Origin of the sequence: Nocardia nepalensis (genome assembly GCF_048910785.1) — a bacterium.
Taxonomy (GTDB): Bacteria; Actinomycetota; Actinomycetes; order Mycobacteriales; family Mycobacteriaceae; genus Nocardia; species Nocardia nepalensis.
Genome location: NZ_JBKBET010000028.1, coordinates 192,278 through 217,898, shown reverse-complemented (window position 1 = coordinate 217,898; position 25,621 = coordinate 192,278). Strand labels below are relative to the sequence as shown.

The following is a 25,621-nucleotide window of genomic DNA, read 5'->3' as shown; positions in this document are numbered from 1 at the left end:
GTTGTACCGAAAGCCGGTCTCCACGTTCTGGTGGATGCGAAGGCGCTCGTACCTGATCTTCGTCCTGCGCGAACTCAGCAGCGTGTTCGTCGCGTGGTTCGTGGTGTATCTGCTGCTTCTGATCAACGCGGTGAGCTCAGGAAGCGAGCAGTACCAGCGGTTTCTGAGCTGGAGCGCGAACCCTTGGATGGTTGCGCTGAACATAATCGCCCTGCTGTTCGTGCTCCTGCACGCGGTCACCTGGTTCAACGCCGCGCCCAAGGCGATGGTGGTGCGGGTGCGGAGCAGGCGCGTCGCGCCGGTCGTGATCCTCGGGCTGCACTACCTGCTGTGGGGTGTGCTGACGGTAATCGTGCTGATGGTGGTGCTGCGATGACGAAACGGAAGTCCCTGGAGCCGTTGGCGTGGCTGCTGTTCAGCCTCGGTGGGATGGCCGCAGCGCTGCTCATACCTGTGCTGCTGTTCCTGTTCGGCATCGCCTTCCCGCTGGGTTGGCTTTCCGCGCCGGACCACACGTACCTGCTCTCGGTATTGCGCCATCCTGTCACCCGGCTCGTCCTTTTCGGACTCTGCGTGCTGGCGCTACTCCATTGGGCACACCGCTTCCGGTACATGCTGTACGACGGCCTGCGGCTCGAGCAGTTCAGCGTGTTGATCATCCTGGCCTGCTACGGCGCTGCCGTCATCGGCTCGGCAACGGCCGCCTACCTCCTGCTTCGCGTCTAGCCCGCGTGAGCGTGGCCTGCCCACCACAGCTTCGCCGTCGGATCGGGATCCCCACCGGGCCGCACGGTGGCGACCTTGATGATGTCGTCGTGCTCGTGCACCTACCGGTCGTAGTTGCCATTCGCCTCGAGCGCCTTGATTGCTCGAACCAGATCGGCCTTCTCGGTCGCGGTGAGACGGTTGACGTTCTTACGAACCGCAGCATTACCCGCACCCTCTCCGTGTGCGTCGCGCTCCTGGCGTCGCGCCATGAATACCGGTGAGAGGTCGGCGATGCTGCGCGCTAGTTCGTCCACTGAGTCGTACTCGTCGAAAATATTGAACATCGGAGCCGATATTCGCCCACTGGGCTCCCGCCGAACCATGAGGTCGATGCCATCTATCAGGACCGTCGGAAGCGATCCGTCGCCGGGCTCGGTGATCTCCACCTGATGCCCGCGGTGCTCGAATCGCCGAATACTCGTGCCGGAGGAACCCGAACCTGCGTGCTGAGGTTGGCCCTGATGTGGATGGCCGTGCTGGGGAGGCATGATCGTCCTTTCACTCACGACTCACTCGCTGACCCTGATGGTGTGTCCGTGGTGAAATCCTCCCGCCGTTCAGTGGCGAGCGAACGCGTAGCGCACTACCCGAATTCCGTCGTCAGACGCTCGAAGATCCGCAGCGACCAGCTGTGGGCACAACGAGCGGACCCGGTCATTCACCCTTCACGGGAACGCCGCGTCAATTCGACGGTCGCCGCACGCAACTCGCCCGCTGAATCGATCGGCGTCACATAGCCCACCCGTGTCCGCGCCACCCCGCGCGGCGTCACGACCCGCAAATCCAGTCCATACCGATCGGCTCGCTCGCAACTCGCCTCGGTCGCATCCGGATATCCGCCCAACACCTGCGCCATCGATAACAGCGCGTCCGCGTGATCGTCATTGAGATGCGTGATCGCCCGCCCCGCCACCGGAATGACCGGATCCGGCGCGGCCGCCAGATACTGCTCGGCGCTCGCCGAATCCATCCGCCCATACCCGCCGACCCAGCGAATCCGCCGCACCCGCAACACCCACAGCGCGAAATCGCTGTAATCCACGTAGTACTTCGCCGCCGGCACCGCCGCCAGATGCGCCTCGCGCGCCGCGATCGCCTCGTCACCGACCGGACGCTCCGCCACACCGGCCAGCGTGATCCGGGATCCGGCCAGCGGATCGGCGGGCAGCTCCGGCGACACCACCGACAGACTGGCCCGCGGATCGGCCGCGAGATTGCGCCCGTGTTCGGCCATCCGCGATACGCACAGCACCGGCTGGCCCGCCAGCAGTCCATAGGTGACGAACGACGCCCACGGTCCGCCGTCCTCGCTCAAACTCGCCAATGTCGCGATATTCGTCGACGCCGCAACGGTTCTGGCCTCCTCGGCCGCCGACGGCCGGGCGGGATTCACGACCTGCGCGGTCGGCTGCGGAATCGAAGGCGCGTCGCCCGGATCACCGTGATCGAGAGTCATACGTCCATACTGGCAGGCACCCCGTGAGCGCCGGTGGCGCGGCGTGATCGCGAGCGTCGACATCAGGCGCCGAAACGCCGACGACCGGATATCGAAGCCATCGATCGCGCGCGCAACGGCGGCCGATCGGCCAGACTTGCGTGCGTGACCCGATACGCATTCGACGCCGACCGCAACGCATTGGTCGCCATCTGGGCGACCGGACGCGGTGATCGCGTGACCACGGTGGCCGAGCTGCCACCGATAAATCCCGACCAGGCAACGAGTTTGGCGTCGAATCTGACCACTCTCTCCCGCTTCCAGTGGCGCACCTACACCCATCCGGCAAGTGCCGCAGGCGATCCCGACGTCCCCAATAGCGAGGCCTGGCGACGCGCCGAGGAGCGCCGCAATTTCAAGGAAGTCGAGGCGGGGATCCGGACCCCGAACCTGCCGACAGACCACGGCCTGATCGTCTCCTACAGCGGTGTGGTCGAATCAGCGCACCGCGTCGGCCGCACCCTGCACGCCATCGACGATTCCGCCTTGCGCGACACCATCGCGGCCGAGGTCCGCACCGAACAGGCCGCCATCGAATCCGCCGAACTCGGCGACCTTTCCGGCCGCGCCCGCCAAGCGGTCGAACTGTCGCGCCCGGATGTCTCACCGGCCCAGGTGCAGGCCGCCAACGATCTGTTGCGCGCCGATCCGCTCGGCACCGTCGAACTGTTCACCGAACTCGATCCCGCATCGGCCTCCGTCGCGGCCGCACATTGGCTCTACGCCGCCGCCGAAGTGGCGGGCGATCTGGCGGGTGTGGCGACCGCCGACGTGGTCGTCGAGGCCGACGATATCGAGGCACTGCAGGTCGAAACCCCGACCCTGGTGCTCGAGCGCCTCACCACCGGAGAGACCCCGACCGAGGTCGTCGTCGACCTCATCGCCGAGGCCATGTCCGTCTCCGAAGGGCATGTGCCAGCGCCATGGGCCGTCGTGGCCCGCGTCGCCGAAATCGAAGAGCAGGCCCGCAAATTCGACCTCGACAGCGCCACCCGCGCCGCCCTCCTCGACGAATTCCGCATCAGCCGCCTCGACCCCACCCGTCCGGCCCTCGACCTCCTCGAAGACCTCCTCGACGGAATCCGCGGCTGCCTGCTGCTGTACGCGGCCCACACCGCAGGGGAGGACGCGCAGATCGAATCCCAATTCGCCGCGGATGTCCGCGGTGAGGCCGATACCCACTCTGACCAGTTGTTCTGACCCAGTCCGCAGAGCAACGCGGCGACGCCGGCCAATCCGAATGCGGTCGATACCGGAACCCGATTGGCTGGACCGTCCCCGCCGGTCTGCGGAATGCACGGGAGGAGGCGCTGCGGTGTACCCGCTGGTTCAACCGCAGCGCACCGACTCCTGGTGCACATCGTGGGCGAGCCAGCGGACCAGCGCCGCATAGACGGCGTCGTGGTTCAGCAGGGTGAAATGGTTGGCTCCGGGGATGTGCAGACCGTTGGCGTCGTCGAAACCGATGCGGCGGGCACGGTTTCGGCCGGAGCCGCTGGCGGGGAGGACGAGGCCGTCGCCGATTATGCGGCCGAGTGGGTGGCGAGGACTGCGGGTGACGGTTGCCGTGACGAAATAGTGGTCGGCGCAGTCGAGCAGCGGGACCTCGCGAATCGCTCTGCGGCGCAAGGCGTCCGCGTCCAAGCCGTGCCAGTCCTCATCGACGAGCGAACCCTGGCGCAGATCACGGATGCCCGCGCTGCGGCGGCGCAACAGCCGCCCGAACGGCCGGGTCTCCGGCACGCGCACCAAAGCCGCGGATGCATAGTGGACGAGCTGTTCCAACGGTGCGCCCAAATGCGGTGACCCCAGACAGACGATATGCCGGACCCGGCGCACCCACGGCAGGTCGGCTTGGTCGGCGTCATAACAGGCGCCACGCGCGATCAGCCCACCCATGGAATGGCCGACGAGCGCGATCTGCTCGACCGCGACCGGCCAGTTCTCGACCAGCCGCCGCAACATCGCGTTCAACAGGCGAGCGTTTTCGGAGATGTGCAGCCCACTGTTGTAACGGACCATCAGCGCCGTGCAGTCGAGATCGCCTTCGAGCCGCTCGGCATAGCTGGGTCGCCCGCCGAGCCGCCACGCATGCTCGGTCTCCACCAGACCGTGCAGGAAGACCACGATCCGCGGGCGCGGGTTCGACACCGCATCGCCCACCCAACCCGGCGCGACCGGTTCACCGTTCACCCGAAACGTCATCGGCCCGGCCAGAATCGGGTGGGCATCCTCGAGGCTGTCACCGATCAACCCCTGCAACGCCGCAAGAAATCCGGACCCGTACACCGTCCGCGACAGCACCGGCGCGCCCGGCACATCCAAGGCCTGCTCCGCAAGCGCCCCCGCCGCGACCGCGGCACCACCGACCAGCCGATACACCCCATCGGTAAGCGCATCGTGCACCACCTTGACCGGCTGCGCCGCCGGCCCGACACCCAACCGCACCGCCGCGAAAACCCGATCGGAGACGGCGCGATGCACCTCCGCGATCCCGTCGACCGCCCCACCGATCTCATCGCCCGCCAACCGCGCGAGCGCTTGAATCTCCGCCTGTCGCTGTCGCCCACCCGCACTCATGCTCTGAGTGTACAACTGTGCACTGAGAATTGCGTGTCGGTGGAATCCTCACTGCCGTCCGGCAATACGCGCGCAGCCGGCGGACCGGCCGATCTCGGGCGGCCTGTGATCGATTCTGGTTACCAAGGGCGGCCGGCGGTCGACCAGGCGGCGACAGTCGAGGTGGTGCGCTGGAGTCGGCTCGCCGCGCGCTGGTTCGCCTGATTCGATCGCGTCCATCCGGTTCGACCGCGCTGACGAACGACGCAGGCTGCCCTACGACGGCACGTGACTCACGGCGACGGCGGATTCGGTGAGGCTGCCCAGGTACAGGGTGCCGCCGTGTTCGACGACGCCGGTGACCATCGCGTAGTCGGTGCCCTCGGTCTGCAGGTCGTGCACGATCTTTCCGTCGAAGTCGACCGCCAGCACCCACACGGTGCGCGGCGGCTTCGGCTGCAGCCATTCCGGCAGCGCCCAGACAATGCGACGCAGGATGCCGGGCAGGGGGAGTAGGCGGTCCAGCAACGGGTTTCGCGGCGAGGGCAGCGTGATCCAGACCAGGCCGTCGCTGCCCAGGGCCATATTGTCCGGGAAGCCGGGCAGGTTCTCGATCAGCAGGTCGTGGGTGCCCGCTCGGGGGCCGGTGAGCCAGTAGCGGGTGACACGGTAGGCGGCGGTTTCGGCGACGAGAACGCAGGAACCGTCGGGGGAGAGGACCACGCCGTTGGCGAATTGCAATCCGTCGATGAGGGTTTCGAGCTTGCCCGACGGATCGAGACGGAACAGGCGGCCGGTGCCGGAATGCTCCAGCAGATCGCCGCGCCACTGATGCAGGGGATACCGACGCGAGGACGCCGAGAAGTAGATCGTCCCGTCGTCGGCGCGAACCACGTTGCTGGCGAAGGGGAGTGGTTCACCGTCGACCTCGTCCACGAGCACCTCGAATGTGCCCGTGCTGTCCAGGCGCAGCAGCCCGCGCTCGAAGTCGCAGATCAGAATCGACCCGTCGGCATCGGCGTGCATGCCGAGCGGTCGGCCGCCGGTATTCGCCAGGAGGGTCACGGTACCGTCCGCAGGGTCGATGCTGTAGATCGATCCGTCATCTACTCCCGCGATGATCCGGCCCTCGGCGGTTCGCACTACATCCTCTGGTGCGGCACCGGGGAGTTCCAGTCGAGTGACCGAGGGAAGTGGTGTCGCGCTGTGTGTTTCGCGAGCGCGGGGTGGGGCAGGGGGCGGTGTCCAGCGCTGCGGCTGCATTGTCGATCCGGCGACCATGGCTCAGCGTATCTCGGCGCCGACAGCAAACCGGTCGGAACCGGCCATTCAAAATCAACATGTCCATACGTAGATATGCGCATCTAAACATGTGTCCCTCCGCTTGACCAGCCAACGTCGCGCCGGCTTCGCCGGACGCGGCATGGAAGGGAGAGTCGGGGCAGCGAGAGCGTTGGTGGCGACGGTGAGCCATCGGATGGTCGACCGCGGTTGTGCGCTCCCGGCCCAGTTGTTCAGCGACGCAGAGCGGTCTCGTGCTGCAAACGCGACAACTTCTGGGGATTGCGCACGGAGTACAGCCCGGTGATCAGGCCGCGGTCGATGCGCACCGCCACGACGGTGTCGATCTCGCCGTCGAGCCGCAGGATCAGCGCCGGGTAGCCGTTGACCTGTGCCCACTGCAGCGACCTCGCGGCGAGGTTGCCGAGCCCGGCGGCCAGCACGCCGACCACCGCGTGGGCTCCGACGATGGGTGCCAGGGCGGCTCGCGCTACTCCGCCACCGTCACCCAGGAAGACGACATCAGGTGCGAGGATGTCGAGCAGATGTTGGAGTTCGCCGGTTTCGACCGCCCGCTGGAACGCCTCGAGTGCGCCGCGGGTCTCGGCTGCGGAAACGACTCCGCGCGGTCGGCGTGCCGCGACGTGTGCCCGTGCCCGGTAGGCGAGTTGGCGGACCGCGGTCGGGCTCTTGTCGACAGCCTGGGCGATCTCCTCGTATCCCAGATCGAATACCTCGCGCAGTACGAATACCGCTCGCTCGATGGGCATCAGGGTCTCCAACACCAACAGCATCGCCATCGAGACGCTGTCGGCCAGCTCGATGTCCTCGGCCACGTCGGGTGCGGTCAGCAGCGGCTCGGGCAGCCACGGGCCGACGTAGGACTCCTTGCGGCGGCCGAGGGTGCGCAGTCGGTCGAGCGCCTGACGGGTGGTGATCCGGACGAGGTAGGCCCGCTGATCCTGCACGGTGTCGAGATCGACGCCCGCCCATCGCAGCCAGGTCTCCTGCAGGACGTCCTCCGCGTCGGCCGCCGAGCCGAGCATCTCGTAGGCGACGGTGAACAGCAGGTTGCGATGGGCGACGAACGCCGCGGTCGCGGTGCCCGGGCGACTGTCTCCGCTGACGCCGCGATCGTCGGTCTGCGCCGTGCCGGTCATGGGTGGCTCCTGTCCTCTCGACTGTGTCACCCACCAGACGCCGCGCCCCGCCATTTCGTAACACCGAATCCGTAGTGGCACACGTCACTCGAGTGCCCCGTTATGTCGATGGGGCGGCCGCCGTCTCATGGTCGTTCAATTCAGCACCGCAAGTGAGGACGAAGTCATGGAACCCCGTTTCAACCTGAACGACAACGAGCTCGGCGCCAAGATCGGCAAGCGGTTCGCCAACACCAGCCTGGCGATCACGCAGTCGCAGCTGCCCAAGCCTCTGGCGGAGTTGGTGCAGCTGCGCGCGAGCCAGATCAACGGCTGCGGTTTCTGCGTCGACGCCCACACCAAAGAACTGGCGGCCGCCGGTGAACCCGCGGTGCGAGTCAACCTGGTCGCCGCCTGGCGCGAGTCCACCGTGTACACCGAGGCGGAGCAGGCCGCGCTGGCGCTCGCCGAGGAAGGCACCCGGCTCGCCGACGCCAACCACGGTGTGTCCGACGAGACCTGGGCCCAAGTGCGCAAGCACTACGACGACGACCAGATCGCCGCGCTGGTCTACCTGGTCGCCATGATCAACGCCGCCAACCGGCTCCTCGTCATCACGCAGACCAAGGGCGGTTCCTACGAACCCGGTACGTTCGACAGCGTCGCGAGCTGACTCGCACCCGAATCTGGGCCCGGCTCAGGATCATTCGATCCCGGCCGGGCCGAGACGAACACCCGCCGAGCCTGCCACGAAGCCGGGGGAGAGGGGGCCTTCGGATAAGTGCGAGGCCGCAATCCGGGACAGGTGGGGAAGGTAGGGCAAGGATTCGCTGCGACGGATGCCGACACTTATCGCCGTCGGTATCAGGGCTGGTAAGCAGCTGCAAGCGGCCATGTGCATTGAGGAGATCCGCCAACTCGAGTCGCTGCCAGTAGTCATTTCAGTATCTGGATATGCGAATCAATCTATACAAAGCTCAACTGCGCGCTGTGTCGCAATCCAACAGCACCTCAAAAGCAGCAGGGACACGGAGGGGTCCCCTCGGCTAGGAACACAGGCTGGGGGGAGCCAAGCTCACGCGTATCGGCCGCGCCATCGCCGACGGGCTGGGCGTCGATGGCGCGGCCGTCGTCGTCGACCACCGCTCGGAGCGAGCCGCGCAGCGGACTCGCCGGAGACCGATCACCTCGGTCCCCAACGCACCGACCCGCTACGGATTGACAGCGAACACGTGCCACAGCACAGCAAGCGTCGCCAACGTGAAAAGCGGTGACAGGATCCAGGTTTCGACCTTGTTCCCGGTTCGGTCGATGACCGGCACCCGGGTGCGCAGGGAGAACGGCCAGAAGAGTCGGCACCCCTTATCAGTGAGGCAGTCACCGGCGAGGTGGGCCAACGCCCCGAGTCCCACGCAGAACGGCAACCAGGCCGGTTTATCGGTGATCCAATGGTCCATCGCGAACGTTCCCGCCGCGGCCAGGATGATGACGGTGCCCCAGGCCTCGATGCCCTCGCCGGAGGGGCACAGATGCAACGCTCGCACCGCCAGTGCGAGCAGGAAGAAGACCAATCCGAGAGTGAAATATCGTCCGAGCCAATGCTCGCCCGCCCAGGTCCCGTACGCGACTGCGATGACGAAAGCGAACGAGTGCGTGGCGTGCCGGTGTCCGCCGGAAATCCAGGAGATCAAGCGGCACAGGTGATAGGAGATCGGACCGAGCACATGCGCGATGGTGCCGTTCGGGTGATCCGCATCGGGCAGCAGCGCGGCCCCGGCCGTCAGGAAGGTGCCGAGCAATATCTCGACGGCGCCGAGATGTGCGTCCCCACTGGGCAATACCGGATATACCAACGCCGAGATGGGCAACGTCGCCGCTGCCACCGACCAGGCGAAAGCGCCGCTGGTCGCATGTGAATGTCCTAGCACCGCATGAACGTTAGTTGACCATAAGCCGTTTCAAACAAACGCGACTATCCGGTAGGTGAAAAGGCGCCGGGGGGAGCGGATTTCACCGATAGCGGCCAGACGCGGTCGGTGACTGGCGTCATGGAGCATCCGCGAACGGTGCATTTATCCGGATCGCCGAGAACGCGGATCGACAATGCGGTTGAGGGCGTGCAGGTCCGATTCCAGCGCGTAGAACACGCGCAGCGCACCGACGAACGCGAAAAGGCTTACGACGCAAAGGATGACGATCGGACCGATCACCATCTGCTGCTGCGCCGCGTCCAGATAGATCAGACCGCCGGCGACGCCGATCAGCGGCACCGACGCCGCGATGCCGAGATAGATCCGGCTGCGTCGAGCCAGCCGCCGCAAGCGGACCGCGTCGTCGGGGGAGGTCTGCCCGGAGCCGACCAAGCCGGGGTAGTACCAGCGCAGCACGAAGAAAGTGACCGGGAAGTAGGAGTACACAACCGCGACCGCTGCCGCTACGAGGTGGGACGCGATGAGGTTGATCGTGAATCCGGTGGACAGGTCAGCGGTGTAGTGCAATTGGGTCAAGAAGATCACCAGCGATAACACCCAACCGGTGAATCCGACCACCGCGATGCGGTCGCCACAGGACAGGGTGTCGGCGCGCGCACGCGCCAGGGTCTGCTGGTCGAAGTGTTTACCGCGCCGCAGTCCGTCGGGCACCAGGAACACCAGGCGGCACCAATACAGCAGCGCGACAACGCCGACGGGGTAGCCGATCGCACCGAGCACGGTCGCCAGACGTTGGAGTTGGGCGCTGGCGTCGGGGGTGAGCGCGGCGTCGAGTAGCCGAGTGTTGTGCGCCGAGAGGTACAGCGCGCCGAGGAACTGCCCGAGCACGCTGGCCAGCGTCACCACCGGCATCGGCCGCATCCGGAGTCTGGCACGGATGCTGCGTGACGGCGGATCGATGAGATCGCGGGCAGTGCGGTCGAGCGTGAGCTCGAGCTGGTGGGCGAGTTCGGTGCCGGTGGCGAATCGGTCGGCCGGATCGGGGGATAGGCAGGTGAGCAGGGCATGTTGCAGTACCGGTGGGCAATCCGGCGGGATGTCGGCCGCGAGCCGGTCGCCGATCGGCCGACGGCGCAGTTCGATCATCCGCTCCAATGAGGTATCCGATTCGCCCGCACTGCGTTCGTCATCGAAGGGGAGTCGGCCGGTGAGCAGTTCCCACAGCACGACGGCGAGCGCGTAGAGGTCGCTGCGGGTGTCGAGGTCCGCGGCGGTGGTGGTCATGCTCGGATGACAGGCCTCGAGCTGTTCGGGGGACATGTAGGCCAGTGAGCCGCCGAAGTAGGCGGCGGGACTCGCGCCGGGGATGTGGCGGCTGAAGCTGATATTGAAGTCGGCGAGTTTGGGCTGCCCGTCGACGGTGAGCAGCACATTGGCGGGTTTGATATCGCGGTGCAGCACGCCAGCGTGGTTGGCGTAGTCCAATGCCGAGGCGAGCCGACTGCCGAGCCAGGCAACGGTTTCCGGCCAGCTCAGGCGCGCGAGCTCGGCCCGGGTCGCGGAGGGTTGCGGTTCGAGCACCCCACCGTTGGCGGCGGCCTGGTCGACGGCCTCGAGCAGTAGTCGGCCGGTCTTGCCTTCGACCCCGGTGCGCCGCAGCAGCCGCAGTACGCCGAGGAGGGTGCCGCCCGGCACGTACTGCATGTACATCAATTTCAGGTGCTGGTCGGCGATTTGGCGTTGGTCGAAGACGCGCACGATGTGTTCGTGATCGAGTTGGGCCAGCGTCTGGCCCTCGCTACCGCGGTCGTGGGAGATCTTGACCGCCACCAGCCGCTGCATCGAACGCTGTCGCGCCAGGAAGACCCGCCCGAACGCGCCTTGGCCGAGCAGGATCAACATATCGAAATCGTCGACGGTCGCACCGGGATTGATGGTGTCGAGGGTCGCCAGCGCGGCCGGATCGGTCAGCAGTGTGCTCCGGAAGTGATCGGCATCGAGCCGGTCGGCGATGCGCGCCATCTGCTGCGAGTATTGCTGCTCGTATTCGGTGAGATCGACGTGCTTGTCGAGTTGGCGGCGCGCGGTGATCTCCTCATAAATCAGATCCGGCGGCAGTGGGGCAGCGTCGAGTTCGGGGAATTCGGCCCGGTACTCGTCGAGGCGCTTGCCGACATACTTGCGTACCGACCGATGATGCAGATCCACCTTGATCAACTCGATCAATGCCGACCGTCGCAATGCACCCTCGGCCGGGAGGTGCGCGGCCAGTTCGGGCGGTTCGCCCGCGGCATCCCACGCGCCCGCGAATTCGGTCACCGCCTGTGCCAGCACGGCCTGCGTCGCCATCGCGCGTTCCCCACCGTTTTCCGGTGGTACAGCGCCGAACTGGGTACTCATCGTCGGCTCATTCGATCAGGTTGGTGTCCCGGACAGACCCCGAGAATATTCGATTATCGACGCCCGTTGCCGATCTTCGCCAGCGATGGGTCGCCGGGCTGGTCCCGTCGGTCGATTCGTAGTTGAGTGATCGTGTGGACAAGCCCCTCGACCAGCAGGAGGAGACCTTCATGAGCACGCTGCAAGATCGACCGAACACCGCCTTGATCGTGATCGATGTGCAGAACGGTGTTGTGGGCGAGGCGTATCAGCGGGATACGGTCATCGCGAATATCGGCGCGCTCGTCGAGAAGGCGCGCGAGGAGGGGGTTGCGATTGTCTGGGTACAGCACTCGAGTGAGCATCTCGTGCCGGGAAGTACGCCGTGGGAGTATGTCCCGGAGCTGGTGCGTGCGGAGTCGGAACCGTTGGTGCACAAGAAGTTCGGCGATTCGTTCGAGGACACCGAGCTGGCGCAGGTGCTGGCGCGGGCCGGTGTCGGACGCCTCGTGGTGACCGGTGCGGAGACCGATGCCTGCATCCGGTCCACCATCCACGGCGCCTTCGCGCGGGGATACGACGTGACGCTTGTCAGCGACGGGCACACCACCTTCGACAAGAGCCAATGGGGTGCGCCCTCGCCGGAGCAGGTCATCGCGCATACCAACCTGTACTGGCGCCACCAGACCGCGCCAGGGCGCACCGCCGCGGTCGCGGAGACGAAGGAAGTCAGCTTCACCGACTGAACGCACGGCGCCCCGCGAACTGTGACAGTTCGCGGGGCGCCGCACATCGGCTATCAGACCAGGTCGAACCGGTCCAGGTTGGATACCTTGACCCACGCGGCGATGAAGTCCTGGACGAACTTCTCCTTCGCGTCGTCGGTCGCGTAGACCTCCGCGAGCGCGCGCAGCTGCGAGTTCGACCCGAAGACCAGGTCGACGCGGCTGCCCGTCCACTTGACCGCACCGGTGGCGCGATCCTTGCCCTCGTAGGTCTCGTCGTCGGGCGAGGTCGGCTCCCACTTCGTGCCCATATCGAGCAGGTTCACGAAGAAGTCGTTGGTCAACGACCCGGGGGTCGAGGTGAACACGCCCAGCTGCGACTGCTTGTGGTTCGCGCCGAGCACGCGCAGACCGCCGACGAGGACGGTCATCTCCGGAGCGGTGAGGGTCAGCAGGTTCGCCCGGTCGATGAGCAGGAATTCGGCCGGGATGCGGCTGCCCTTGCCGAGGTAGTTGCGGAAGCCGTCGGCAGTCGGCTCGAGTGCGGAGAAGGACTCCACATCGGTCTGCTCCTGGGTGGCATCCGTACGTCCCGGCGTGAACGGCACCTCGACGTCGTACCCGGCGTTCTTGGCGGCCTGCTCTACGGCCGCGGCGCCGCCGAGCACCACGAGATCGGCGAACGACACCCGGGTGTTGCCGGTCTGCGCGGAGTTGAACGACTCCTGGATGCCTTCCAGGGTTCGCACCACCTGTGCGAGTTCGTCGGGGCTGTTGGCCTCCCACCCGGCCTGCGGCTGCAGCCGGATGCGTCCGCCGTTGGCGCCGCCACGCTTGTCGCTACCGCGGAACGACGCGGCCGCCGCCCATGCGGTCGAAACAAGCTGTGCGACAGTCAGACCCGAGGCCAGGATCTGCTCCTTGAGTGCGGCGATATCGGCCGCCCCGATGAGGTCGTGGTCAACGGCCGGGACGGGGTCCTGCCACAGCAGCGTCTCCTGCGGCACCTCCGGTCCGAGGTAGCGGGCCTTCGGACCCATATCGCGGTGGGTCAGCTTGTACCACGCCTTGGCGAACTCCTCGGCCAGCTCTTCGGGGTGGTCGAGCCAGCGGCGGGTGATCTGCTCGTAGACGGGGTCGATGCGCAGTGAGAGGTCCGTCGTCAGCATCACCGGGGTGTGGGACTTCGACGGGTCGTGGGCGTCGGCGACCGTGCCTGCCCCGGCACCGTCCTTGGGGATGTACTGCCACGCACCGGCGGGGGACTTGGTCTTCTCCCATTCGTAGCCATAGAGGGTTTCGAGGAAGCTGTTGTCCCACTGGGTGGGGGTGGGCGTCCAGGTGCCCTCCAGACCGCTGGTGATCGCGTCCTTGCCGACTCCGGTGCCGAAGGCGCTCTTCCAGCCCAGACCCTGCTCCTCGAGCGGGGCCGCCTCGGGCTCGGGACCGACGAGTTCGGCATCGCCGGCGCCGTGGGTCTTGCCGAAGGTGTGGCCGCCGACGATGAGCGCCGCGGTCTCGACATCGTTCATGGCCATGCGGCGGAACGTCTCACGGATGTCGGTGGCCGCGAGCACGGGATCCGGGTTGCCGTTGGGGCCTTCGGGGTTGACGTAGATCAGACCCATCTGGACGGCGGCCAGGGGGTTCTCCAGATCCCTTGTGCCGGTGTAGCGTTCGTCGCCGAGCCAGGTCTGCTCGGGACCCCAGTAGACGTCCTCCTCGGGCTCCCACTGGTCGACGCGGCCGCCGCCGAAGCCGAAGGTTTCGAAGCCCATCGACTCCAATGCGACGTTGCCCGCGTAGACGATCAGGTCGGCCCAGGACAGCTTCTTGCCGTACTTCTGCTTGACCGGCCACAGCAGGCGGCGTGCCTTGTCCAGGCTCGCGTTATCGGGCCAGCTGTTCAGCGGCGCGAACCGCTGCATACCGGCACCGGCACCACCGCGGCCGTCGTTGATGCGGTAGGTGCCCGCGGCATGCCAGGCCATCCGGATGAACAGCGGTCCGTAGTGGCCGTAGTCGGCGGGCCACCAGTCCTGCGAGGTGGTCATGACCTGCTCGATGTCCTGCTTCACGGCAGCCAGATCGAGGGTTTTGAATTCCGCGGCGTAGTCGTAGTCCGGGCCGAACGGATTGATTTCGGCGGGGTTCTTCTGCAGGATTTTGAGGTTGATTTGGTTCGGCCACCATTCACGGTTGCTGCTTCCGCCCTCGGCCGGGGACTTGAGCCGACCGGATGTAACGGGGCAACCACCGGCGGCGGGTTCCGTACTTGCCTCTCCGATGGGCGGATGTTCCTCAGGCACGGCATTTCCTTTCGGGGGAGTGAGTGAAACGGGCTGTGATCACGGCTGTGATCCGGACATGGGTGATGTCTTGCAGTCGGGGCACAGACCCCAGTAGATGACCTCGGCCTCGTCGAGGACGAAACCGTTGTCGTGCGAGGCGGTCAGGCACGGTGCCTCGCCGACGGCGCAGTCGACATCGGCGATGACGCCGCACGACCGGCACACGACATGGTGGTGGTTATCGCCGACCCGCGTTTCGTAACGGGCCACCGAACCCATCGGCTGGATGCGCCGGATCAGCCCCGCGGCGGTCAATGCGCGCAGCACGTCGTACACGGCTTGATGCGATACCGCGCCGAGTGTGTCGCGCACGCGACCGAGGATCGAGTCCGTATCGGAGTGCGGATGCTCGTGCACAGCGGTAAGCACGGCAACTCGCGGCGCCGTCACACGCAGAGCGGCTCCACGCAACATACGCTCGAATTCCGAAGTCGTGGACACATTCAGAAGTATGACTCATTCCAGTCTCGGTCGGGAGGGTTTCGCGAAACCTCGAGACGATCGCACAACGGGATGCCTTCTTCGGCGGTCCCGAGTTTGGTGAACCAACAAATCCGCCGGTCAGCGGCCGGGCAACTCGAGGTGTCGGGCGCAGCACAAAGTCGATATCGGTTGCGCTCAGCGTGTCAGGAAGGCACGCAGCGCGGTGATCAACTCGGCCGGATTGTCCTCCTGGACGTTGTGGCCGGCGTCCGGTATGACCACAAGTTCCCCGTCCGGAATGCGCTCGACGAGTCGTTCGGCGGCGACTTGGGGGAGTACCCGGCTGCGTCCGCCGCGCACCAACAGCACCGGCACCCGGCTCAGCTGATCGGCCAGCCGATCGATGGCAGCGAGAATAGCGGGAAAGTCGGGTGGGCTCGGATCGGCCTTCGGCACCCAATCGCCATCGGGCGCACGGCGAAATAGTGTGCTCATGCGGTAGGCGACGGCTGCGCGGTTGGCGCGCGGGTTGACCCGCATCGCGGTGTCGACAATCGTCTGGAGTTCCCGGACCGGACCGAGCCCGGTGATGAATGCCCGCACTCGCCGGGTGCTTTCGAAATCCACGCCGGGGGCGACATCGATGAGTGCCAGCCGATCGACTCGGTCTGGCCACGCCTCGGCGACGTGGGCGGCGACCACGCCGCCGAGGGACATTCCGACCAGACCGACCCGATCGAAGCCGAAGTGGTCGGCGGTGGCGACTACGTCGGCCGCCAGGGTGTCGATGCTGTAGTCGTCGGACCAGTCGCTGTCACCGTGGCCGCGCAGATTCAGCGCGACCAGCCGGGCATCGCCGCGCAGGCCGAGGCAGACGAAATCCCATGTGTGCGCGGTCAATCTGCCGCCGTGCAGCAGCAGTACCGGGGATCGGGTTCCGCCCCAGTCGAATCCGTGTAACCGGCAGCCCGCGTGGGAGAAGCGAACCTCGCGGGGCGGCGTCGGATCGTGGATCGAGACGCCCAGTGTCGCCGCCAACTCGGTCATCGCCGGAATCGTGGATTGTTCGTGCACAACGCCGCTCTCCTTACCTTGAGCATCCAAGGTAAGCGATATTACCTTGACTAGTCAAGGTAATATCGGTGTGTGGTTGCCCGAGTACGACGTACACCCGATGACGCCAAGCGGATGATCCTGGAGGCGGCGAGCAGGCTACTGGCCACAGGTGGACTGGCCGCGGTGCAGGTGCGTGCGGTCGCCGCCGAGATCGGGGTGTCCGATGCCGCGGTCAACCACCACTTCGGCACGCGGGACCAACTGCTGGAGGCGTTGCTGCGATTCGGTGGGACCAAACTGAAGACCGAACTGCACGCCGTTCTGGGCGCGTGGACCGACGGCCCGATCGACCCCGCCGAGTTGGTGCATGCGCTGTCGGCACTGTACGCCGACGGTTATGCCGAACTGGCGCTCGCGCTGCACCGGTCCGGTTGGCGGGATACCGGCAGCGGGCTGCTCGATGAGGTGGTGGACCGGCTGCATGCCCAGGCGTGTGAGGGCTGCGCGGCCAGCGGGCGAACGCCGCCACCGCGCGAGACGATCCAGCTGACGGTGGCCGCATTGCACCAGGCTGTTGCGATGGAGCCGTTGTTCGGCGAGGAATTCCGCCGCAGCGTCGGCCTGGACGCGGCCGCGCGGGATCCCATGCTCGACTGGTGGATCGAGACCCTGCGCACGACCGTTGCCGGAGAGTAGGGGGCGCCTCGCCACCTTGGCGGTACGTCAGATCAACTGGCACCGGACAGCCGGGGCATGGGAGAGCGGTTGATCAACCAAGCGGCCACCGATACGGACCTTACTTAACATAATGTCGATTATCGGCGTTACAACGGAGGTGCTGGGAGTGGGTGGCGCTTGTTGTATCGCGTTGGCGTGTGCGTAGTTTCGGGCTCTTGGGTGGCTGATGGGCTCTGGCCGCCGTGGTTAGGTGCGGTTCGGTGTGCGCGTTTGTTGTGTTGCTGATCGTCTCGGCGCACAATTTGGCTGATGTAAATATTCCGGCTTGACTCGTTTTTTGTCGGATAATTGTTGGGCCGCTTGGGATTCGGAGTTTGGGTCGTTCAGTGGCAACTCCCCCTCGCTTGCCCCTTCAACCCCTTAAAACGTCACAGTGACGATTTGCGGGGCTGTGGCGGGTTCGGTGGGATCGGATTCATTACTGGGCATGAGGCCGGTTATGGGGCCAGTGATCGGTGATTGGCTCTGTATCGAGGGGCCAGTTGTCGGCATGCTGGGCTGATGTTGGTTCGGCGGCTGGTGGCGCTCTATGTCGGGTTGTGGTTGTACGGGTTCTCGATGGCGGTGATGATTCGGGCGGGTCTCGGGTTGGATCCGTGGGATGTGTTCCATCAAGGGGTGGCCGGGCATGTGCCGATCAGTTTCGGTGCGGTGACGGCGGCTACCGGAGTCGCGGTGCTGTTGGCGTGGATTCCGTTGCGGCAGTGGCCCGGTCTGGGGACGGTGAGCAATGTTGTGGTGATCGGGGTGTCGGTCGATGTCGGGTTGTGGATGTTGCCGGTGTGGGACTCGGTGCCGGTGCGGGTCGGCGCGATGGGTGCCGCGGTGGTGTTGAATGCGGTGGCCACGGTGCTGTACATCGGTGCGGGTATGGGGCCTGGGCCGCGTGATGGACTGATGACTGGACTGGTTCGGCGGACCGGGTGGTCGGTGCGGTTGGTGCGCACCGGGATCGAGGTTTCCGTGCTGGCGACCGGCTGGCTATTGGGCGGCAGTGTCGGTGTGGGAACCGTGGTGTATGCCTTCGGGATCGGCCCGTTGATCCAGGTGCTGATTCCGTTCGCGAACCGGTATCTTCCGGGATTTCAGCTGGACCGAAAGGCTGAACCCGCCGCGGTCGCTGTTTCGCCGTGACGGCTAGGGGCGCAGATGGCCGAAAATGTTGATTTCCTGGCCGCGGCGCTCTCTCACCAACTCTGTCGGCGTTCATACAGTTATCGACATGACTAGCACTCCGTCTGTGCTCATCGTCGGCGCTGGCTTCGGCGGGCTCGCGGCCGCACTGGAGCTCAAGCGCCGCGGTTACGACGCGTTCACCATCATCGATAAGGCCGATGGGCTCGGTGGGGTCTGGCGGGACAATACCTATCCGGGTGCGGCCTGTGATGCGCCGTCGGATCTGTATTCGTTCTCCTTCGCCCCGAATGCGCACTGGCCGAAGCGGTTTGCCGAACAACCCGACATCCTCGCGTATATGCGCGATGTCGCGCGGCGCTACGACCTGGACAGGCATATGCGTTTCGGTGTGGAGGTCGCCTCGGCGGACTTCGACGCGGATCGTGGCGTGTGGCAGGTGCGCACGAGTGCCGGCGAGGTGCTCGAGGCGGAGGTGTTCGTGCCTGCCGTTGGTCAGTTGTCGCGTCCGGTGTGGCCGAGCATCCCGGGTATGGATTCCTTTCAAGGGGATGCGTTCCATTCGGCGCGCTGGGATCACGAGGTCGAGCTCAGCGGTAAGCGGGTCGCGATCATCGGCACCGGTGCGAGCGCGATTCAGATCATTCCGGCGATTCAGCCGAAGGTCGCGCAGTTGACGGTGTTCCAGCGGTCGGCGCCGTGGATCATCCCGAAGATCGAAAGCTATTACGCGCCACCGAAGCTCAACGCGCTGGACAAGCTTTCGATCACCACGAAGTTCCCGGTGATCCAGCGCGCGGAGCGATTGGGCTGGTATTCGTTCTACGAGTTGGTGACCTCGGGGCTGGAAGGCAATGGGCGCATCGCGGAGGTGATCTCCGGATGGGCGGACCGGCATCGTGCGGCGCAGATCTCCGATCCGGAGTTGCTGGCGAAGATGACGCCGGATTATGAGGCGGGCTGTAAGCGCGGGCTGATGGCGAGCAACTACTACCCCGCGGTGGCACAGCCGAATGTGCATGTGGAGACCTCGCGCATCGCCGAGATCACCTCGACCGGTGTGCGCACCGAGGACGGTGTGCTGTACGAGGTCGATGTGATTGTCTACTGCACCGGATTCAAGGCCACGGAGTTCTTGGCGCCCATGGCGATTCGCGGGATCGGCGGCAAGGAGCTGAGCGAGGTGTGGTCGGGCGGTGCGCGCGCCTACAAGGGGCTGACCGTGCCGCATTTCCCGAATATGTTCATCATGTACGGGCCGAATACCAATCTCGGTGCGGGCTCGATCATTTATATGCACGAGCGGCAGGCGCGGTACGTCCGCCAGGCGGTCGAGCATCTGCGTGGTGTGGGCGGTTATCTCTCGGTGCGGCCGGAGGTCGAGGCCCGCTTCGATGAGGAGATCCAGGGGCGGCTCGAACATACGGTGTGGACCAAGTGCACCAGCTGGTATCGCGAGGCGAGCGGGCGGGTGACGACGAACTGGCCCGGCCGGATGAGCGAATACGACAAGCGGACCCATTTCGACGCCCGCGACTACGAGCTGGTTCGCACCGGAAGGTATGGCATATGACGCACTATGACGTGCTGGTGATCGGCTCGGGTTTCGGCGGCAGCGTCACTGCGCTGCGGCTGACCGAGAAGGGTTATCGCGTCGGCGTTCTGGAGACCGGTCGCCGCTTCGCCGATGAGGAATTCGCCGAGAACTCCTGGCACCTGCGCGAATACCTGTGGGCACCGAAGTTGGGTTGTTTCGGCATCCAGCGGATGACACTGCTCAACGACACCTTCATCATGAGCGGCTCCGGTGTCGGCGGTGGTTCGCTGGTGTATGCGAATACGCTCTACGAGGCGCCCGACACCTTCTACGGCGATAAGCAGTGGGCCCATATCACCGATTGGAAGTCCGAGCTCGCGCCGCATTACGACCAGGCCAAGCGGATGCTGGGGGTGACGATCAATCCGGCGACGACGCCGTCGGATCGGGTGCTGCAAGAGGTCGCCGAGGATATGGGCATCGGTGATACGTATCGTCGCACGCCGGTCGGAGTGTTGTTCGCGGACAAGGAGACTCGGCCCGGGGCGGCGGTCGCCGATCCGTACTTCGGCGGTGTCGGGCCGCAGCGACGCTCGTGCACGCACTGTGGTGAGTGCATGACCGGGTGTCGGCATGGTGCGAAGAACACCCTCGTCAAGAACTACCTGTATTTGGCCGAGAAGGCGGGTGCGGTCGTGCATCCGCTGACCACCGCGGTGGCGGTGCGGCCGCGGTCCGGTGGCGGGTACGCGGTCGATACCGTGCGCACCGGGCGTTGGGTTCGCAAGGTGAAGCAGACCTTCACCGCCGACCAGGTGGTGTTCTCCGCGGCCGCGCTGGGCACCCAGCAGTTGTTGCACAATCTGCGGGATCGTGGTGTGTTGCCGAATATTTCGCCGCGCCTGGGGCATTTGGCGCGCACGAACTCCGAGGCGGTGCTCGCGGCCCGATCGCGGGATAAGGATTCGGATTTCACCAAGGGTGTCGCGATCACCTCCTCGATCCACCCGAACGCACATACCCATGTCGAGCCGGTGCGCTATGGCAAGGGCAGCAATTTCATGGGTCTGCTGACCACTGTGCTGGTCGATGGGCAGCAGGGTAAGCGACGCTGGGTGCTCGGCCTGCGTGAAATGGTGCGGTATCGGCGGGATCTGGTGCGGATGCACAATCCGGCGCACTGGTCCGAGCGGATGATCGGGCTGCTGGTCATGCAGAACGTCGACAACTCGATCATCACCTATAACAAGCGCGGACTGCTCGGTAAGCGGATGACCACCAAACCTGGTGCGGGCCAAGCGCCTCCGGCGTGGATTCCGGAGGGCAATGAGGTCACCCGGCGGGTCGCGGAGAAGATCAACGGCATCCCGCAGGGCAGCTGGACCGAGATGGCGAATATCCCGATCACCGGCCACTTCATCGGCGGCTGCGCGATCGGCGACTCCCCCGACACCGGCGTGGTAGACCCGTATCAGCGGCTCTACGGCTACGAGGGTCTGCATATCGTGGACGGTTCGACGATCTCGGCGAACCTCGGGGTGAACCCATCGCTGACCATCACCGCGCAGGCCGAGCGCGCGATGTCATTGTGGCCGAACAAGGGTGAACAGGATCAGCGTCCGCCGCTGGGTGCCCCGTATCGGCGCATCGATGTGATCGCGCCGAAGAACCCGGTTGTTCCGCAGGCGGCCCCTGCGGCGCTTCGGTTGCCGATCACGCCGGTCTAGTGGCGACGCCTTTGGGTTCGCGCTGGCTCATGAACCCGAAGAGGTAGCCCGCGATGCGGCGCATCTGGATTTCCTCGGCGCCTTCGGTGATGCGGTAGCGGCGGTGGTGTCGGTAGATGTGTTCGAACGGGGTGTGGCGGGAGTAGCCGAGGCCGCCGTGGATCTGCATGGCGCGGTCGGCGGCTTCGCAGCACAGGCGGTTGGACCAGTAGTTGCACATCGAGACCTGTTCGGAGGCGGCGAAGGTGCCGTGGCGATCCATGGACCAGGCGGTTTGGTGGATGAGGGCGCGCAGCATCGCGCATTGGGTGTGCAGTTCGACCAAGGGGAACTGGATACCCTGATGGGTGGCCAGCGGTGTGCTGAAGGGCTTGCGCTGTTTGGCGTATTCGACGGATCGGTCGATGCAGTATTGGGCGGCGCCCAGGCTGGATGCGGCCTGTCGGATGCGGTTCTCGTTGAAGAAGTGCTGAACGACGGCGAGCCCGCGACCCTCGCCGCCGAAGACCGCGGTATCGGGTACGCGCACGTTGGTCAGCGTGACGTGCGCGTGGTCGGTGGGCATGTTGAACGTCCACAGGTATTCCTCGACGCGGAACCCCGGGGTGTCGGTCGGCACGAGGAAGGCGGTGATCCCCGCCGCGTCGCCGGGATTGCCTGCGGTGCGGGCGAAGATGAGGTCGGCGTCGGCGATGTGGACGCCGGTGTTCCAGGTCTTTTCGCCGTCGATCACCCAGTCGGTGCCGTCGCGGACGGCGGTGGTCGCCATATGGGTGGCGTCGGAGCCGTGGTCGGGTTCGGTGATGCCGAAGGCGAAGAAGCGGGTGCCCGCGGCGAGGCCGTCGACCCAGTCGGCTTGTTGTGCGGGTGAGCCGTATTCGAGCATGAGCAGCAGGCCGACGTTGTTGGCGACGATGGCGTGCTCGTTCTGCAGATCGCAGTGCAGGCCGAGGCCGCGGCGGGCGAGGTGTTCGCGGATGACCGCCATGCCCAGGTTGGTGCCGTCGCGGCCGCCGTATTCCGCGGGGAAGGCGTAGCGCAGATGTCCGGCGGCGTCGGCGCGGCGACGGACCTCGGCCAGCAGCGCTTCCCATTCGGCGCGCGGAAGGCCGCCGCGTTCCCAATCTGTGCGTGCGTGTTCGCGACGGTGATCGAAGAAGCGGATGTTGTCGTCGGCCTGTTCCAGGGGAACGATCTCGCTTTGGATGAATGCGTCGAGTTCTAGCAGATAGCCGGCCAGTTCCGTCGGTAGCTCGAAATCCATTGCGGCTCCTGTCTTGTCGCGCGAATGCCGTCGTGTCCGTATCGAGCATCGGCACCAGCCGACCGCGGTGCGAAGCGTTGTCTATGTCGCCGGGCGTATCTGCATCAACAGGTCCCATTCGATCTCGCTGATGCGCCGGCCGCTGGCGGCCATCACGATATTGCGGACGGTGCCGTCGAGGTGGGCGGCGGCTTGGCTGGCCAGGCCGATGCCCCACCAGAGCGTGCTGGCGACCTTCCACCAGCGGAATCGGTCGGCGTCGAAGACGCCGCCGGCGCGTTCGTAGCCCGCGATGAACGCGGGGCGGGTGGCGAATCCGCCGATTTCGCGGGCGTCTTCGTGGAAGCGCCACATGCGCAGGGCGGGCCAGGCGGCATCGCGCATGGGGTCGCCGAAGCGTTGGGCGCCTTCCCAGTCCAGGATCGCGCGGACGCCGTCGGCGCCGATGATGAGGTTGCCGTTGCGTAGGTCGGTGTGCAGCAGGGTGCGCCGTTGCGGCGCGGGCGGGAGGTGGTCGACGAGCCAGCGCAGGGCGAGGGTGAACACGGGGCGGTCGCGCAGCAGGGTGCGGACGCCGGTGATGAGTTCGGTGAGGGTCTGTTCGGCTGGGTTGACGGTCGGTGCGCCGGGGAGTTGGGATGGCGCGAGTTGCGGGTCGATGGTGTGCAGGGTGGCCATGGCCGAGCCGATCTGTTCGGCGACCAGGTCGCCGATTCTCTCTGCGTGGACCAGGCGTAAGACCTTGCGGGGCACGGTCTCTCCGTCGATTCGTTGCGAGAGCAGGAACGGTGTACCGGTGTAGGTGGCGTCGGTGCAGACCGCGATCACCGGTGGTATGGGCACGCCGTGCGCGCGGGCCAGTTCCCGTACGTCGGCTTCGACGGTGACCGGTGTCAGTTCGATCGTGCTCGGTACGAAGGTGGCGACCAAACGCAGGGTGCGGGTGGCTGTTTCGGCTTCGAAGGCGATGTTGGTTCGGCGTGCGCCGGTGGATAGCGCGCTGATATTCGATACTTCTACTGGTTGGCCGAATTCCGTGCGCAGAAAGCGGGCGAGCCCGGCTGCCGTATCCGCCCTCACGCGCCCTCCCATGCGTCGTAGCCGGGTTTGGCGATCCGCAGATCCGCCCGCACCACCTCGACCAGGGCCCGCCACAGCGCGCTGTCATTGCCGTCGGGTACCGCTGCCAGCAGGTCGCGCTCCTGTTGCGCCGCAGCGTCGCCGAGTTCGAGTTCACGCTGCACGATGCGCGCGATATTGGCCCCCACCCGGGCCTGATGCCGCAATGCCGGGTCGAGCGCGGGCAGCAGGGTGTCCTCGAGTAGTTCGGCGAGGGCCGCTAGCAGTTCGGCGGCCGAGGGATGGTACTGCATCGTTACGAAATCCGTTCGCGCATAACAACTTCCGAAGTATCGTTGGACACCGGCCGGGTTTGGCGGCCCCTGCGGGCCGTGATCGACGCTACTGCACCGGTTCCCCCACCGATGCCGAATGGGCGGGCGGGTGTGCCGCCGCAACCAAGGGATGCATGCGCATGGCCGGGCCCGCACCGAATGTGCGGCGTCAGGTTCGCGACCGGCAGTCCGGGCTCGGCGGGAACGGTGTGCCCGATGGGGTGGCCCCGTTACGATGAGACGGTAACTCTCTCAATGGTGTGGAGGAACACGGATGAGCACAGCATCGACGGGTGGGCGTGCTGCCACCATTGCTCGGCAATGCACGTTGTGCGAGGCGCACTGCGGGATTCTGGTGACCGTGGACGGGGACCAGGTCACCCGGATCGAGGGCAATCCGGATGACGTTCTGTCGCAGGGGTATATCTGCCCCAAGGCGACGGCGATGGGTGGGCTGCACCATGATCCGGACCGGTTGCGCACGCCGGTGCGGCGCGTCGGTGACCGATTCGAGCCGATCGGATGGGATGAGGCGTTCCGGGAGATCGGGCGGCGGCTGCGGAAGGTGCGTGGCGCGTACGGGCCCAGCGCGATCGGGATGTATCTGGGAAATCCGGCGGCGCATAGCTCTTCGGTGCTCTACGGCGCGCTGTTGCGCGCGGTGTTGCTGACCCGCAACTTCTATTCGGCATCCTCGATCGACCAGTTTCCGCAGGAGTTCGTGGCGTGGCGGATGTTCGGGTCGAATGTGCTGATGCCGGTGGCCGATATCGATCGGACCGATCGGCTGGTGATCATGGGCGCCAATCCGGCGGTGTCGAACGGGTCGGTGACCACGATGCCCAATGCGAAACAGCGCATTCGGCAGGTGCGTGAGCGCGGCAAGGTGGTCGTCATCGATCCGCGGCGCACCGAGACGGCGCGGCTGGCCGACGAACATGTGGCCATCGCACCCGGCGGTGATGTGTATCTGCTGCTGGCGATGTTGCAGGTGCTGGTCGGTGAAAACCTGTGTGACGAGGGCAGGATTCGCGCGCAGTGCACGGGTTGGGACGAGTTGCGCGCGCTGGTCGCCGAGGTCACCCCGGAGGTGGCCGCGCCGCTGGCGGGTGTGGATGCCGAGACGATTCGTCGGCTGGCGCGCGAGCATGCGGCGGCCGAGTCCGCGCTGCTGTATGCGCGAATCGGGGTGTGCCAGCAGGTGACCGGTACGCTCACCCATTGGCTGGTCAACACCATCAACGCGGTGACCGGGAATCTGGATCGGCCCGGCGGACAGATGTTCGCGACCCCGCCGATCGATGCGGCGCGGTTCGCGAAGTATCTGCCGATGGGATATGGAGCGTGGACCGACCGCTCCGGGGTCTACAAGTCGTTCCGCTCGGAGTTGCCGGTCGCGGTGCTGGCCGATGAGATCCTGACCGAGGGGGCCGGGCAGATCCGCGCGATGATCACCTACGCGGGCAATCCGGTGCTGTCGACACCGCAGCGCGGCAAGCTCGACGCGGCGCTGGACTCGTTGGATTTCTATGTGGCCGTGGACATGTATGTCACCGACCGCTGACCCGATAGTGGTGCGAATTGCATCCAGAAAAGCCGATAGATCAGCGCAGGACAGCTGCTGGCGGTCAAAGACGGCGGCGAGCAGCTGCTCGAACGCGAAGCCCTCGAAGGCGACCGCGACGTCCTCGTCGGACTGACCCAACGGCCAGCACGTCGG

General features: G+C 65.9%; 22 protein-coding genes and 1 pseudogene. 10 read left to right on the top strand and 13 right to left on the bottom strand.

Annotated elements, in window-relative coordinates; translation table 11 throughout:
• Positions 1–34: 34 nt before the first annotated feature.
• A complete protein-coding gene (locus tag ACHQ4I_RS21745) occupies positions 35–376 on the top strand; it encodes a fumarate reductase subunit C (protein ID WP_420773636.1) in 342 nt (113 codons plus the stop codon).
• Complete coding sequence (gene frdD, locus ACHQ4I_RS21740; protein WP_420773635.1) at positions 373–726, top strand: fumarate reductase subunit FrdD; 354 nt, start codon at positions 373–375, stop codon at positions 724–726. The genes ACHQ4I_RS21745 and frdD overlap by 4 nt, the downstream gene beginning before the upstream one ends.
• Positions 727–827: 101 nt before the next feature.
• Here the strand turns inward: frdD and ACHQ4I_RS21735 are convergent, their stop codons facing one another.
• Complete coding sequence (locus tag ACHQ4I_RS21735; RefSeq protein ID WP_420773634.1) at positions 828–1,052, bottom strand: hypothetical protein; 225 nt, start codon at positions 1,050–1,052, stop codon at positions 828–830.
• Between the two features lie 374 nt (positions 1,053–1,426).
• Positions 1,427–2,224: a HugZ family pyridoxamine 5'-phosphate oxidase gene (locus tag ACHQ4I_RS21730; protein WP_420773633.1), complete on the bottom strand. Its 798-nt coding sequence runs from the start codon at positions 2,222–2,224 to the stop codon at positions 1,427–1,429.
• A 144-nt stretch (positions 2,225–2,368) separates the two neighbouring features.
• Between ACHQ4I_RS21730 and ACHQ4I_RS21725 the strand changes: the two genes are divergently transcribed.
• Entirely contained in the window at positions 2,369–3,463 is a 1,095-nt protein-coding gene (locus ACHQ4I_RS21725; protein ID WP_420773632.1) for a hypothetical protein, read from the top strand.
• A gap of 129 nt (positions 3,464–3,592) precedes the next feature.
• Here the strand turns inward: ACHQ4I_RS21725 and ACHQ4I_RS21720 are convergent, their stop codons facing one another.
• The 3 genes from ACHQ4I_RS21720 to ACHQ4I_RS21710 form a co-directional block, all read right to left on the bottom strand.
• Complete coding sequence (locus ACHQ4I_RS21720) at positions 3,593–4,843, bottom strand: lipase family alpha/beta hydrolase (RefSeq protein WP_420773631.1); 1,251 nt, start codon at positions 4,841–4,843, stop codon at positions 3,593–3,595.
• A 255-nt stretch (positions 4,844–5,098) separates the two neighbouring features.
• Complete coding sequence (locus tag ACHQ4I_RS21715) at positions 5,099–6,085, bottom strand: SMP-30/gluconolactonase/LRE family protein (protein ID WP_420773630.1); 987 nt, start codon at positions 6,083–6,085, stop codon at positions 5,099–5,101.
• 251 nt (positions 6,086–6,336) lie between these two features.
• Positions 6,337–7,263 carry an RNA polymerase sigma-70 factor gene (locus ACHQ4I_RS21710; RefSeq protein WP_420773629.1) on the bottom strand — a complete coding sequence of 309 codons (927 nt, stop codon included), beginning with the start codon at positions 7,261–7,263 and terminating at the stop codon, positions 6,337–6,339.
• Positions 7,264–7,429: 166 nt separating this feature from the next.
• Here ACHQ4I_RS21710 and ACHQ4I_RS21705 point away from each other — a divergent pair, with 166 nt between their 5' ends.
• A complete protein-coding gene (locus ACHQ4I_RS21705; RefSeq protein ID WP_420773628.1) occupies positions 7,430–7,915 on the top strand; it encodes a carboxymuconolactone decarboxylase family protein in 486 nt (161 codons plus the stop codon).
• Positions 7,916–8,453: 538 nt separating this feature from the next.
• Here ACHQ4I_RS21705 and ACHQ4I_RS21700 read toward each other — a convergent pair.
• Together ACHQ4I_RS21700 and ACHQ4I_RS21695 are read right to left on the bottom strand one after the other, a co-directional pair.
• Complete coding sequence (locus ACHQ4I_RS21700; protein ID WP_420773627.1) at positions 8,454–9,170, bottom strand: metal-dependent hydrolase; 717 nt, start codon at positions 9,168–9,170, stop codon at positions 8,454–8,456.
• 144 nt (positions 9,171–9,314) lie between these two features.
• Complete coding sequence (locus tag ACHQ4I_RS21695) at positions 9,315–11,573, bottom strand: serine/threonine-protein kinase (RefSeq protein WP_420773626.1); 2,259 nt, start codon at positions 11,571–11,573, stop codon at positions 9,315–9,317.
• 170 nt (positions 11,574–11,743) lie between these two features.
• Between ACHQ4I_RS21695 and ACHQ4I_RS21690 the strand changes: the two genes are divergently transcribed.
• On the top strand, positions 11,744–12,298 hold the full coding sequence (locus ACHQ4I_RS21690; protein WP_420773625.1) for an isochorismatase family protein: 555 nt from the start codon (positions 11,744–11,746) through the stop codon (positions 12,296–12,298).
• A gap of 53 nt (positions 12,299–12,351) precedes the next feature.
• Here the strand turns inward: ACHQ4I_RS21690 and katG are convergent, their stop codons facing one another.
• From katG to ACHQ4I_RS21675, 3 genes are all read right to left on the bottom strand, one after another.
• Positions 12,352–14,586 (bottom strand): catalase/peroxidase HPI, encoded by a 2,235-nt coding sequence (gene katG, locus ACHQ4I_RS21685; RefSeq protein WP_420773624.1) that lies wholly within the window; start codon positions 14,584–14,586, stop codon positions 12,352–12,354.
• 39 nt (positions 14,587–14,625) lie between these two features.
• On the bottom strand, positions 14,626–15,042 hold the full coding sequence (locus ACHQ4I_RS21680) for a transcriptional repressor (RefSeq protein WP_476445405.1): 417 nt from the start codon (positions 15,040–15,042) through the stop codon (positions 14,626–14,628).
• A 204-nt stretch (positions 15,043–15,246) separates the two neighbouring features.
• Positions 15,247–16,125: an alpha/beta fold hydrolase gene (locus tag ACHQ4I_RS21675; protein WP_420773622.1), complete on the bottom strand. Its 879-nt coding sequence runs from the start codon at positions 16,123–16,125 to the stop codon at positions 15,247–15,249.
• A gap of 72 nt (positions 16,126–16,197) precedes the next feature.
• Between ACHQ4I_RS21675 and ACHQ4I_RS21670 the strand changes: the two genes are divergently transcribed.
• From ACHQ4I_RS21670 to ACHQ4I_RS21655, 4 genes are all read left to right on the top strand, one after another.
• Positions 16,198–16,803, top strand: a complete 606-nt coding sequence (locus tag ACHQ4I_RS21670) for a TetR/AcrR family transcriptional regulator (protein WP_420773621.1) — start codon at positions 16,198–16,200, stop codon at positions 16,801–16,803.
• Between the two features lie 543 nt (positions 16,804–17,346).
• The gene (gene yczE / locus ACHQ4I_RS21665; RefSeq protein ID WP_420773620.1) at positions 17,347–17,979 is read left to right on the top strand and encodes a membrane protein YczE; all 633 of its coding nucleotides are present in this window, start codon (positions 17,347–17,349) and stop codon (positions 17,977–17,979) included.
• Between the two features lie 88 nt (positions 17,980–18,067).
• Positions 18,068–19,552, top strand: a complete 1,485-nt coding sequence (locus ACHQ4I_RS21660; RefSeq protein ID WP_420773619.1) for a flavin-containing monooxygenase — start codon at positions 18,068–18,070, stop codon at positions 19,550–19,552.
• On the top strand, positions 19,549–21,243 hold the full coding sequence (locus tag ACHQ4I_RS21655; protein WP_420773618.1) for an FAD-dependent oxidoreductase: 1,695 nt from the start codon (positions 19,549–19,551) through the stop codon (positions 21,241–21,243). Before ACHQ4I_RS21660 ends, ACHQ4I_RS21655 begins: the two co-directional genes overlap by 4 nt.
• On the opposite strand, the gene ACHQ4I_RS21650 is transcribed toward ACHQ4I_RS21655, so the two are convergent.
• From ACHQ4I_RS21650 to ACHQ4I_RS21640, 3 genes are all read right to left on the bottom strand, one after another.
• Positions 21,230–22,507 (bottom strand): acyl-CoA dehydrogenase family protein, encoded by a 1,278-nt coding sequence (locus ACHQ4I_RS21650; RefSeq protein WP_420773617.1) that lies wholly within the window; start codon positions 22,505–22,507, stop codon positions 21,230–21,232. The two genes, ACHQ4I_RS21655 and ACHQ4I_RS21650, sit on opposite strands and share 14 nt — an antisense overlap.
• An 81-nt stretch (positions 22,508–22,588) precedes the next feature.
• On the bottom strand, positions 22,589–23,587 hold the full coding sequence (locus ACHQ4I_RS21645; RefSeq protein ID WP_420773616.1) for a phosphotransferase family protein: 999 nt from the start codon (positions 23,585–23,587) through the stop codon (positions 22,589–22,591).
• Complete coding sequence (locus tag ACHQ4I_RS21640) at positions 23,584–23,880, bottom strand: DUF6285 domain-containing protein (RefSeq protein WP_420773615.1); 297 nt, start codon at positions 23,878–23,880, stop codon at positions 23,584–23,586. Before ACHQ4I_RS21640 ends, ACHQ4I_RS21645 begins: the two co-directional genes overlap by 4 nt.
• 295 nt (positions 23,881–24,175) lie before the next feature.
• On the opposite strand from ACHQ4I_RS21640, the pseudogene ACHQ4I_RS21635 reads away from it, so the two are divergent.
• Positions 24,176–25,459, top strand: a pseudogene (locus ACHQ4I_RS21635) (molybdopterin-dependent oxidoreductase); the annotation flags it as partial.
• Positions 25,460–25,621 lie beyond the last annotated feature (162 nt).